At 55.7% G+C, this 11,900-nt stretch carries 11 protein-coding genes and 1 tRNA gene; all 12 read right to left on the reverse strand.

The window, feature by feature from the left end; genetic code table 11:
* Window positions 1-5 precede the first annotated feature (5 nt).
* Window positions 6-1,235, reverse strand: a complete 1,230-nt coding sequence (gene hydF, locus B5F07_RS13655; protein WP_087161836.1) for a [FeFe] hydrogenase H-cluster maturation GTPase HydF — start codon at window positions 1,233-1,235, stop codon at window positions 6-8.
* A gap of 86 nt (window positions 1,236-1,321) precedes the next feature.
* Window positions 1,322-1,419, reverse strand: a tRNA-Sec gene (locus B5F07_RS13660).
* A 122-nt stretch (window positions 1,420-1,541) separates the two neighbouring features.
* Window positions 1,542-1,778 (reverse strand): DUF3343 domain-containing protein, encoded by a 237-nt coding sequence (locus B5F07_RS13665; RefSeq protein ID WP_087161837.1) that lies wholly within the window; start codon window positions 1,776-1,778, stop codon window positions 1,542-1,544.
* 56 nt (window positions 1,779-1,834) lie between these two features.
* Entirely contained in the window at window positions 1,835-2,038 is a 204-nt protein-coding gene (locus B5F07_RS13670) for a sulfurtransferase TusA family protein (protein ID WP_087161838.1), read from the reverse strand.
* A 60-nt stretch (window positions 2,039-2,098) separates the two neighbouring features.
* Window positions 2,099-3,196: a YedE family putative selenium transporter gene (yedE, locus tag B5F07_RS13675; RefSeq protein ID WP_087161839.1), complete on the reverse strand. Its 1,098-nt coding sequence runs from the start codon at window positions 3,194-3,196 to the stop codon at window positions 2,099-2,101.
* Between the two features lie 2 nt (window positions 3,197-3,198).
* Entirely contained in the window at window positions 3,199-4,341 is a 1,143-nt protein-coding gene (locus B5F07_RS13680) for an aminotransferase class V-fold PLP-dependent enzyme (RefSeq protein WP_087161840.1), read from the reverse strand.
* Between the two features lie 99 nt (window positions 4,342-4,440).
* Window positions 4,441-5,364: a selenium metabolism-associated LysR family transcriptional regulator gene (locus tag B5F07_RS13685; protein ID WP_087161841.1), complete on the reverse strand. Its 924-nt coding sequence runs from the start codon at window positions 5,362-5,364 to the stop codon at window positions 4,441-4,443.
* Window positions 5,361-7,292 carry a selenocysteine-specific translation elongation factor gene (gene selB, locus B5F07_RS13690; RefSeq protein WP_087161842.1) on the reverse strand — a complete coding sequence of 644 codons (1,932 nt, stop codon included), beginning with the start codon at window positions 7,290-7,292 and terminating at the stop codon, window positions 5,361-5,363. Before selB ends, B5F07_RS13685 begins: the two co-directional genes overlap by 4 nt.
* Window positions 7,289-8,773 carry an L-seryl-tRNA(Sec) selenium transferase gene (gene selA, locus B5F07_RS13695; protein ID WP_087161843.1) on the reverse strand — a complete coding sequence of 495 codons (1,485 nt, stop codon included), beginning with the start codon at window positions 8,771-8,773 and terminating at the stop codon, window positions 7,289-7,291. Before selA ends, selB begins: the two co-directional genes overlap by 4 nt.
* 93 nt (window positions 8,774-8,866) lie before the next feature.
* Window positions 8,867-9,907 (reverse strand): selenide, water dikinase SelD, encoded by a 1,041-nt coding sequence (selD, locus tag B5F07_RS13700; RefSeq protein WP_087161844.1) that lies wholly within the window; start codon window positions 9,905-9,907, stop codon window positions 8,867-8,869.
* A gap of 35 nt (window positions 9,908-9,942) precedes the next feature.
* Window positions 9,943-10,575 (reverse strand): sulfurtransferase-like selenium metabolism protein YedF, encoded by a 633-nt coding sequence (gene yedF, locus B5F07_RS13705; RefSeq protein ID WP_087161845.1) that lies wholly within the window; start codon window positions 10,573-10,575, stop codon window positions 9,943-9,945.
* Between the two features lie 92 nt (window positions 10,576-10,667).
* Window positions 10,668-11,900, reverse strand: a complete 1,233-nt coding sequence (locus B5F07_RS13710; RefSeq protein ID WP_087161846.1) for a phenylacetate--CoA ligase family protein — start codon at window positions 11,898-11,900, stop codon at window positions 10,668-10,670.

Genomic DNA, 11,900 nt, shown 5'->3' on the forward strand with positions numbered 1-11,900 from the left:
ATCTGTTACCCGAGCAGCTCCGCTATCTCGGGAAATACCTGTACACTTCTCTTTAAAATGCCTTTCACGTAAGCAATCAGAATCCCATAGTTCGTCATAGGCACTCCCTGATCCCGGGCGCAGCTTAAGCGGTACTTCATCTCCCGCTCGTTCAGCATGCATCCGCCGCAGTGTACGATCAGCTTATATTTTTCCAGATCATCCGGGAACTCCGTACCGGAAGTGGTCTCAATCCGGATCTCTTTCCCCGTATATTTCCGGATCCAGCGGGGAAGCTTGACCGTTCCGATATCATCGCACTGTCTGTGGTGGGTACATCCCTCACTGATCAGGATCGTATCGCCGTCCTCCAGTGTCTCCAGAGCTGTCACTCCCTCCACCGCCTGCCTGAGATTCCCCTTATACCTGGCAAACAGTATGGAAAACGAGGTCAGCAGGATATCTTCCGGGGTGTCCCGCGCCACTTTGGCGAACGCCTGGCTGTCGGTAATGACCATCTTCGGCTTCTTTCCCAGATGTTCCAGTGTCTCTTTTAATTCCGTCTCCTTCACCACAATGGAAACTGCACCGGAATCCAGAATATCCCGGATCGTCTGCTGTTGGGGAAGAATCAGCCTCCCCTTCGGCGCCGCCTTGTCAATGGGTACCACAAGGACGATAAAATCAGACGGTGAAATCATATCTCCGACGATCCGTTTCTCCGTCTCCTCAGCCATGGCGATCTGCGCGATCTTCTCCTTCAGCTCATGGATCCCCTCCCCGGAGGAGGCGCTCACGGAAATAACCTTCTCTCCTTCCAGCCCGAGCGTCTGACAGACTTTGCCTTCCGCATCGCCTGAAGCAAGATCGCTTTTATTTACCGCAACCACATAGGGAATATTTTTCTTCCGAATTCTGTCGATCAGCGCCGCATCTTCCGGGGATGCCCCTTCTGTTCCGTCCACAACAAGTACGGCTGCATCCGTCTTATTCAATACCTGATAGCTCTTCTTTACGCGGAGGCTTCCCAGCTCTCCTTCATCGTCAATCCCCGGTGTATCCATCATGACAACCGGTCCCAGTGGAAGAAGCTCCATGGACTTATATACAGGGTCTGTGGTCGTTCCCCTTACTTCCGATACAACGGCGAGATCCTGTCCCGTCACCGCGTTCATCACACTGGACTTTCCTGCATTGCGTCTGCCAAAAAAACCGATATGTACCCGCTCGGACATTGGTGTCTGATTCATGCTCATCGTATGTCGTCCTCCTTCCGGTCAGCTTACCCGCATGTCTCTTCTCTGTCATTGTGTTTCTCTCTGCAGTCTTCCTGCTTTTTCTCTGGCGGGGACATGTGGGAATCGAACCCACCCGGGACGCTTTCCGCGCCCCACACAGGTTTTGAAGACCCGGAAGCACACCAGTTGCTTTTCTGCCCCCATATATGAACCCGGGCGCAGGGTGCACCGGACACCGACCTTTCGATGTTGCGTCCCGCGCTCCTGCGCCCTTATGTATTCTATAGTACCAGACTGCCGGATCGATTTCAAGAAAAATCCCCGTTACACCAGGCACTCGTGCAGATCCTCTTCCTCGATTCCTCTCTCCTTCATCACGCCCAGCAGACGCTCCCTTTCACTGAGCGGCGCGCACCATGCCATCCCGCACCCGGCGGAAATCGAGCGGGGAACCGGGATCAGCCTTCCCGGAGCGCCATGCTCCTGACAGGCCTTCTCCATAGCCATGGCATCTGCCGTCGTGTGAAATGTGATGACCAGCTTCATTTCCTTTTTTCTCATACCCACCGCTCCGTTCAAATGTTCTGTCTGCCTGCTCCTCTTTCTGTTCGCTCTGTCTATTCGATGACCACGGCAAAACCGTCCTCGATCTCCGTCACGGAAGTTTTCCTTCCATGGTCTTTCGCGAATTTCTCCACGTTCATCTTCTGGTGGGGCTCCGTCACCAGTACTCTCACCGGGTCATTTCCGCTCTTTAATGCCTCCGCCGTGAGCATCAGAGGCTCCGGACAGGACAGCCCTCTTGCATCTACTTCTCTCATATCTGAATCCCTTCCCTTTCTCCGCCTTTTTCTTTCTGTTTTTGCCGAAACGCCGGCATTTTATTTGCCCTCGCTCCGCTTATTCCCGAACGCAATGATAAAGCATGCGATAATGCAGATGATAACCGCCACTTTTCCGTTCAGCGGCACTGTTCCTGCAACCACTTCCTGTGTCTCCGCGTTCAGAGCGGTTCCGCTTGCCGCCAGTCCGAAATTGTGCGCCAGCGCTGCACCGACGAACATGCCCAGTACCGTCACCGCCGAATCGGACGAGCCCTGACCGGCAAGGATCAGCTGTCTTAAGGGGCATCCTCCCGCGAGAACTGCGGCAAATCCAACCGCGTACATTCCCAGGATGTTCCACAGATGCTCGGAGTGTGCAATCACTCCCGGCGTGTCAAATCCAAAGACAAAGCGCCCGGTGGCAATGTTAAAGATCAACATGACCGCAAAGAATCCTCCGATGCTCGTCAGCAGATCGAAGTTTCTCATCAGGATCACATCGCGGATACTTCCGGCGAAGCACATTCTCGACTTCTGGGCGAAAGCTCCGAAGATCAGGCCGCCCGCCAGAGACAGCAGAACCGGCGCGTGCATGCTCCCCGGACCGCTCTCACTGGCATTCAAAAGATTCGTGGCAAGGGCGAGCACCAGGATGCCGAGCATCAGCACCGGGAGCACGCCGCCGCTCATCCGGTTCGTCACATGGGCTCTCCCCAGGCTGAACCCTTTCTTCAGTGCGAACACCCCCGTCGCAACGCCCAGGATAAATCCGATCAGAGCCACCCAGGCGTTCAGATCTCCCGCAGACATACGGATGACCATGCGGAGCGGACAGCCCAGGAATACAAGGGAGCCGATCACCAGGACCATTCCCAGGACGAAGCGCGCCATGGGAGATGATCCCGCTGTGGAACGGTATTCTTTCGTGGCTGCCGAGATGATAAACGCTCCCAGTACAAGTCCGATGATCTCCGGTCTTGCATACTGCACCGTGGCAGTGGAGTGCATTCCCAGCGCTCCCGCCGTGTCTCGGATAAAGCAGGCGATACAGAACGCCATGTTGGCAGGATTGCCGAAATACGCAAGGCACGCCGCCACAAGCCCGCACACAACGCCTGCGAGAGCAAGTTTCTTTTTTGAGTCTGATAAATTCATTTTCATTCCCCCTGTTCTGCAAGTTCCTTCACCGCATTCACTGCGAATGCGACTTCTTCTTCCGTATTATAGTGGGAAAAACTGAATCTTACCGCCCCCTGCTCCACAGTCCCCAGCGCCCTGTGCATCAGCGGTGCGCAGTGCGCTCCGGGCCGGGTGACGATACCGTATGTCATATTCAGCTCATCGCTGACTTCCGAGGAATCATATTCTCCGATATTCAGGGACACGATGGGACACCGCTTCCGGACAGTGAAATCTCCGTAGACCTTTACTTCGGGAATCCGGACTACACCCTCGTAAAACTGCCGCATCAGCGCCAGTTCCCGCTCCCGCAGCGCGTCGATCCCCTTCTCTTCGATCCATGCCACCGCTGCCGCAAGCCCGGCGATCCCGTGACCGTTCAGCGTCCCTGCCTCAAGGGCAGTGGGCATCTGTGCCGGATGGTGCCGGTTGTAGGTATCCACGCCGCTGCCTCCGCTTAAGAGCGGACGGATGTGAAGCCCCGGTTTTACATACATGCCCCCGGTTCCCTGGGGTCCCATCAGGCTCTTATGTCCGGTAAAACAGAGCACGCTGATCCCCGTCTTCTGTACATCGATGGGATATACCCCTGCGCTCTGGGACGCGTCCACCACCAGAAGGATTCCATTCTTCCGGGCAATCTTCCCGACTGCTTCTATATCAATCATATTACCGGTCAGATTGGAAGCATGGGTACACACGATGGCTCTCGTGTTCTCCCGGACGGCATTCTCCATCTCCGCCGGGGAAATGTTTCCCTTTTCGTCACAGCCCAGAATAGTAAGTTCCACGCCATTCTCCTCACATTCATAGAGGGGACGGAGCACGGAATTGTGTTCCATTACTGTGGTGATCACATGATCGCCGGGACAGAACAGCCCTTTCAGGGCGATATTCAGGCTTTCTGTGGAGTTCGCCGTAAATGCAATGCACGACGCCTGCTCTGCATGGAAAAACCGTGCCAGCTCTTCTCTCGCCGCATAGATTCCACGTGCGGCGTGAAGGGCCGCCTCCGAAGTCCCCCGCCCGGCATTTCCAAAGGTATCAAGAGCCTCCAGTACCGCCCGCTTTACCACGTCAGGCTTACATATTGTAGTCGCAGCATTATCCATATAGATCATAACAAACGTTCTTCCTTCCCACTAACCTAAGTATAGGCTTTCTCTCCCGGTCCGTCTAATTGAAAACCGCCATATCCATCTCATACTTATAGATAGTTTCTATAAGTCCTTCAGCTTCTTTTCTGCTGCGGGATACAGTTCTTTTACTGTGCGGATAAATTTTTCCGCCGCCGGCGGCAGGGGGATATCCCTGTCATACACAATATTGATGTTGCGCCTGCCCCCGCCTTCTTCCAGAGGAAATGCCAGAAGCCGGCCGGAGCGGATCTCCTCCTCCGCCGCAAGCCGGGACAGGATGGAGATCCCCATGCCGTTTTCCACCGAACGCTTGATGGTTTCCTGATTCTCCATACTTGCGGCAACATTCAGTTCCTCCATGGAGATTCCGCTTTCTTTTAATATTCTCCCGGCTTCTTTCCTCGTTCCCGATCCTTCCTCCCGGAGAATCACCGGCTCCTTCCGGATCCATTCTGTCAGACTTTTCCCCTGTCTTTTGCGGAAAACATCTGACACCGGAGCAATCACCACCAGTTCGTCCTGATAAAACGGCAGATAGACGCAGTTCCCTTTTTCCAGAACCGTTCCCGTAAAACCGATATCCGCCCGGCGGGAAAGGATCTTCCCTACCACTCCCGCGCTGTCTGTCTCCAGTACTTTCATCTGCGCTCCCGGATATTCCTGCCTGAACCGGGTCATAATCCGGGGGAGAAGATACTGGGAGGGGACGGTGGACGCCGCGATGCAAAGCGGCTTCTGCTGCGCCCTCGGCTTTTTGCCGAACCGTTCCCTGATCTTTCCCTCCAGAGCCAGCATCTGTTCCGCATAGACATAGAGCTCCTCCCCCTCCGCCGTCAGGGAGACCTCCTTTGTTGTCCGCTTCAGCAGACAGATCCCCAGTTCCTTCTCCAGAGCGGCAATATGGGCGCTCACTGTGGGCTGTGTAAGATAGAGCTCTCTGGCAGCCCCGGAAAAGCTCCCCTCCCGGGCAACCCACACAAATGCCTCAAGCTGTTTCAGATTCATTGATTTTTCACCCTCTCACTCTCTCCCCCGTCTTTTCTCGTAAGCCCCGTCCGGTCTGTATATTCCAGAATCCGGCGGGCGTTCTTCCTGCCTGTCCCGAGCATGTCCCTCACCCCGGAGATAGTGATCCTTCCTTCTGTATCAAGCACATGATTCAACTTTTGCAGTATATCCTGCATAATTTCCGGTGTAGTCCAGACATCCTCCACGACTTCCACGATCTTCCCCTGTTCTTTCAGAAGGGTGCAGATTTCCGTAACCTTTTCTTCCGGCACGCCGCCGAAATCAACCGCCGTCTTTTCGGCGAATGCATATCCTGCCCTCTCCGCCCCGGTGCATATTGCCCGGCGCACCCTCTCATAATTTTCGTCCTCCAAAGGAGTCCATCCCGGTATACCGAGCAGACTGCCTTTTCTTTCCAGAATACCGGACTCTGTCAGCGATCCGATCCAGGCAAGGGCAGGGGCACGGTCCGCTTTCCCGAAACCGTCGCTTAAGAGCAGAAAGGAGAGCAGCATGGCAGACGGCATTCCCTGCCGGTAAGGGTGCTCTTCCATATAATTCTGCACCGCCTGCAGCGCACACTCCTGCATCTGCGCTCTTTTCTCCCGGCTCCAGATCCATGTCCCATCCCCTGCGTAAATCAGCTCCGCCTCTCCCCGCTTCTCAAGCTGCCCGCCAAGCTCCAGCGCTCTCGGCTCCGTCACCCCCAGCTTTCCCGCCAGGTCGCGGATGGATATCAGAGTTTCTCTTTCATTTTCCAGACAGAAGGCCGCACGCTCCACCGGAGAAGCATTTTCTGTTTTCCCGAGTCTTTCCAGAAGTCCCGGGGAGAACCTTTTTTCTTTCCGCACATCTGTCTCCAGAATCACGCCGCCGCCGATGGTCTCCACCGGGGAATAGAACCGGACCACAAACCGGTCCCCCGGACACAGCACGGCGTCCGACTCCATAACAAGCCGCACATAGCCGCTCTCTCCCGGTCCCAGTTTCTCCGCATCAAGGAGCACTGCCCGGCAGAGCAGTTCCGAAGTCTGACTGTAGAAATGGAGACGGGTCTGATTTTTCACCGTTCTTCCGGACCGTTTCAGAACCCTCAGACGGGCATGGCATGTTCTCCACACTTTCAGGCTGCCGGGCAGGGCGAGTACAGATCCTCTGCGGACGGCTTCCCGGTCCGTCCCTGCCAGGTTCAGGGCAGTCCGCTGCCCCTGTATGCACGTTTCCACTTCTTCGCCGTACACCTGGATTCCCCGTACCCGGCAACAGATGCCGGAAGGATAAACAGCAAGGCTGTCGTCTTTGCGGATTCTTCCGCCGAGCATGGTTCCCGTCACCACCGTGCCGAAACCGGACATGGTAAAAGCCCGGTCCACAGGGAGACGGAGCAAGCCCGGTTCTGTTTCCGATTCTTCCACTTTCCACATTTCTTCCGCGATGCAGGATCTCAGTACATCGATCCCCGCCCCGGTTTTTGCCGAAACCCGGACAAAGGGGACATCTTCCGGCAGAAGATCCGCAAGTTCTTCCCGGATCTGTTCCTCCACCATGTCCGTCCACTCTTCGTCTGTCAGATCACACTTGTTCAGCACTACAATGAAGTGCTCCACGCCGAGCAGTCTCAGGATCGCAAGATGCTCTTCCGTCTGGGGCATGACTCCCTCGTCAGCGGCAATCACAAGAAGCACAAGATCCATGCCGCCCACGCCTGCAGCCATGTTGCGGATAAATTTTTCGTGACCGGGCACGTCGATGACGCCGGCTTTTCTTCCGTCCGGCAGTTCCATCCAGGTAAAGCCCAGATCAATGGTAATACCCCGGCGCTTCTCCTCTGCAAGCCGGTCCGTATCCCGCCCGGTAAGGGCTTTGATCAGCGCGGTTTTTCCATGGTCAATATGGCCTGCAGTGCCAAGAATAATCGGTCTCATCCGGCATCGCCTCCCTGAACATTCAGAATATCACTGTTCCGGAACACTTCCGCCAGATACTCTGCGCCGCTTTTCTCGAACGTGCGCATGTCCAGCAGCACCTGACCGCCGGAGATTCTGCCGACCACCGGTGTATCCAGATGCCGGAGCCTGCGCTCCAGTTCCGGGGCGGAGATCTCTTTCGGCAGGATTGCCACGGCATAGCTTTGGATCTCTTCCTCCGGAAGGGAACCGCCTCCCGCAGCCGAGACACAGGGCGTCACGGTAATGTCCGCCGCAGACGCCCCGACCGCATTCTGAAGCATTTCTGCCGCTTTCTGTGCTTCCCCGCGGACAGACTCAGCCGGGCGGGTAAGCATCCGCAGGACAGGAATATTCCGCACCGCCTGTTCCGGATGCAGATATTCCAGCATTACCGCCTCCAGCGCCGCAGCCGTAAATTTATCGATACGCAGCGCTCTGGCAAGGGGATGCCGGCGCATCCGCTCAATATATTCCTTTTTTCCGGCAATCACACCCGCCTGAGGGCCTCCCAGAAGCTTGTCCCCGCTGAAGCAGACCACATCCGCCCCCTGCCGGATCAGCTCCTGTACTGTCGGCTCCCTTTTCAGACCGTATTTTTCCAGATTGACGAGCACACCGCTTCCCAGATCGGCGATCAGGGGAATCCCTTTCTCCCTGCACAGGGCTGACAATTCCGCCGTCCCCACCGACTCTGTAAAGCCGACGATCCGGTAATTGCTCGTGTGAACCTTCATGACCGCTCCCGTATCTTCGCACAGCGCCCGCTCGTAATCTGCAAGCCTTGTGCGGTTGGTGGTCCCCACTTCCCGAAGAACTGCGCCGCTCTGTTCCATCACGTCCGGAATGCGGAACTGTCCCCCGATCTCTACCAGTTCTCCCCGGGATACCGGCACTTCCTTTCCCCGCGCCAGGGCGGTCAGGGCAAGCAGAACCGCGGCGGCATTGTTGTTCACCGCCATGGCAGCCCGGGCTCCGGTGATCCTGCACAGCACGCGCTCAAAATGGGAGCTTCTCTCCCCGCGTTTTCCCGTTTCCAGATCATATTCCAGACTGGTATATCCGCCTGCGGCGCGCAATCCCGCCGCCAGCACATGTTCCCCCAGAGGCGCCCTGCCCAGACCGGTGTGCAGGATCACGCCGGTACCGTTCAGTACCTGCCGTATCTCCGGGCGGAACTCTTTTTCAAGCAGCCGGGCAGCGCAGTCAAAGATCCGGCGCTGTTGATCGCCGCATAGGGCGTGTTTTCCGGCAGCCTCCATAACATTCTCCGGAACGTTTCCCGGGGCGCTTTCGTTCTGCAGGATTGCCCCCACACGCTCCCTCTCCTGCTGCAGAGCGCTTCTCACCGCCCCGCGCACTGCAGAATAGCCGTACTCCTGTATCAGCTCTTCCGCTTCCTTTTCTCCGAGAAGCACATCCACTTTCGGGATCTTCCTGTAAAAACTGTTTTTATCCAATCCGCTGTCTCTCCTTCTCCGCCTGCAAGTGCAGGCTTTTTGACAGAAAAAATGGCAGAGAGACTGTTGAAAATCCTCTGCCATTCACATTTTTTATTTTAACCGGATCAGTTTTTCCTGCTTTTCCACAACTCTCCCGATCACGGAAACTTTTGTCTCCAGACCGGCCTTTTCCAGATCTTTCAGCAGACCGGACACTTCCTCCTCCGGAATGGAGAAGAGAAGCCCGCCCGATGTCTGGGGATCGCTGAGCAGGTCAAGGTATACCTCCTCTGTATCTCCCGCATCCAGGTACGGCTGTGCAAACTCCCGGTTCCGGTAGGCTCCTGCCGGGACCAGTCCCATCCGGGCATAGTCGCACGCCTCTTCCATATAGGCCACATCCCGCGGACGAAGTTCCAGCGTTACCTGGCTTGCCTGTGCCATCTCCGTACAGTGTCCCAGAAGTCCGAAACCCGTAATATCCGTACAGGCATGGACCGTATATCCTTCCGCAGCCTCCTTCGCCTTTCTGTTCAGGGAAGACATGACCCTGGCTGCTTCCTGTTCCGCTTTTTCCGAAGCCATGCGCGCTTTCACAGCCGTGTTGACCACTCCGCTTCCGATCTGTTTGGTCAGCACAAGCACGTCTCCCGGCACACACCCGTAATTCCGGTATATCCGCTCCGGATGCACAAAGCCGGTAACCGACAGGCCATATTTGGGTTCATCGTCCTGCACGGAATGTCCGCCCACCAGAACGGCGCCCGCCTCCATCACCTTGTCGGCTCCGCCCCGCAGGATCTCTGAGAGGATCTCCGGGTCCAGGCAGTTCGGGAAACATACGATATTGAGCGCCACCTTCGGCTCCCCGCCCATGGCATACACATCGCTTAAGGCATTGGCAGCGGCGATCTGTCCGAAAGTATAGGGATCGTCCACCACCGGTGTAAAGAAATCCAGAGTCTGGATCATCGCAGTATCATCCGATATTTTATAAATCGCGGCATCATCCGATGTCTCGACTCCAACGAGCAGCCGCTCGTCTGTGAATTTTGGCAGCTTACCCAGAACCTGGGCAAGGGTCTCAGGACCTATTTTCGCCGCTCACCCGGCGGTCTTTGTCATCTGGGTCAGATGGATCTCCTTATACATGCCTGTCACCTCCTCTCTTCATATGTCATATGCATCTACGGACGGATCACACGTCCTGCCTGCTGCATAGTCTCCACGATACTGTACATATTCGTCACAGTCCCCACCGCAAGCTTCTCTTTCAGCCCGTAGTAGTCCAGGCATGTCCCGCATGTCATGATCTCCACGCCCTGTTCCTCCAGGCTTTTCAGGTCTTCCAGAGCCGGCGAGCCTTCCACCGTCAGCTTCGCCCCTCCGTTATAGAATACCATCTTTGCCGGCAGAGTTTCAAGCTGGGTAACGGCAAACAGAAAACTCTTCATAAGAATATGCCCCAGTTCATCCGCGCCCTCTCCCATCTTATCGGAGGAGACGACGACAATGGTGTCCCCGGAGATACTCTCTTTCCCGCAGTCACAGGAAAACTCCTCCTGTGCGTTGTCCGCATTTCCGCCAGACTGCTGCCCGGCGCCGGTTTGGATCAGCACCCGGTACTGCCCCTCGGCAATCTTCTCGCTGCTCACTTCCGCCCCGGTGCTCTGCGCCATCTTCGTCACATTTTTCACCGCAGTCTCGTTGTCCACCAGAACCTCAATCTCCGCATTTTCCCCCGCTTCTCCAAGAGCTTTTTTCGTCTTGATCACCGGGATCGGGCAGGCGTCGCCCATCGCATCTACTGTAAACTTCATTTCAATCATCCTCCTGACTGCTATACTTTCCTGTTTCCCATTCACTTTGCAAACCGTCTCAGTTCTTCAACGGCAGTCCCTGCATACAGCCATCAATACCGGTTGTCAAAGATCCTCGTCGATTTCTTCTCGCTTCTCGGCAGATCCCCGATGGATACAGGCTTCACATGCACGAGGATACCGATCTTTGTCTTGAAAGCTTTCTGGATCGCCTCCTCCGCCTGCTTCTTGTCAACGCCCTTGTTGACCTCAACGAAAAGGGTACACTCATCTTTCCCGAACAGATGATCCAGCATAAACTGGTATTCACTGGACGCCTCAGGCACTGTCTTGAGCATTTCCTCGATCTGGCTCGGGAAAATGTTGACTCCCTTCACTTTCACCATATCGTCTGTACGTCCGATCAGCGTATCGATCCTCGGATATTTTGATCCGCACTTACACTCGCCCGGGATAAATCTTGTCAGGTCGTGGGTGCGGTAGCGGATCAGCGGCGCCCCCTGTTTTCTCAGCGTGGTGATGACAAGCTCTCCCACTTCTCCGTCAGGCACGTTTTCCCCGGTTTTTGGATCCACGATCTCAAAATACAGGTAGTCATCCCAGTAGTGCATTCCGCACTCATAGTCACAGCTCATGGCGATTCCCGGACCGTACACCTCAGTCAGCCCGTAAATGTCGTAGAGCTGCACGCCCAGTTCTGCGGCGATGCGGGCGCGCATCTTGCTGCCCCACCGCTCGGAGCCGATCACGCCTTTTTTCAGATAGATCTTATCCGTCAGTCCGCGTTTTCCTATCTCCTCCGCCAGAAGAAGGGCGTAGGAAGATGTGGCGCAGAGAACCGTGGATTTCATGTCCTGCATCATGCGGAGCTGCTTTTCCGTATTCCCGGGGCCCATGGGGATCGTCATGGCGCCCAGGTATTCCGCCCCTGCCTGGAACCCGATTCCGGCAGTCCAGAGCCCGTATCCCGGGGTGATCTGTATCCGGTCCAGAGCGGTAATCCCCGCCATCTCATAGCAGCGGGCGAACATCTTTGCCCAGTCCTCCACATCTTTTTTCGTGTAGGGGATGATCACCGGAATTCCGGTAGTTCCCGAGGAGGAGTGGATTCTCACGATCTCCTCGTCCGGCACCGCCTGAAGTCCCAGCGGGTAAGCCTCTCTTAAGTCCCCCTTCCAGGTGAAAGGCAGCTTTTCGAAATCCTCCTGTGACCGGATGGATTCGATATCAATACCTTTAAGCTTTTCTTTGTAGAAACACTCTTTTGAAGTGAGCTGACGCAGATTTTCCTTGATCATCTCAAACTGCAGTTCCGTCATTTTCAT

It is taken from the genome of Lachnoclostridium sp. An169, from assembly GCF_002160525.1.
Lineage (GTDB): Bacteria > Bacillota > Clostridia > Lachnospirales > Lachnospiraceae > Mediterraneibacter > Mediterraneibacter cottocaccae.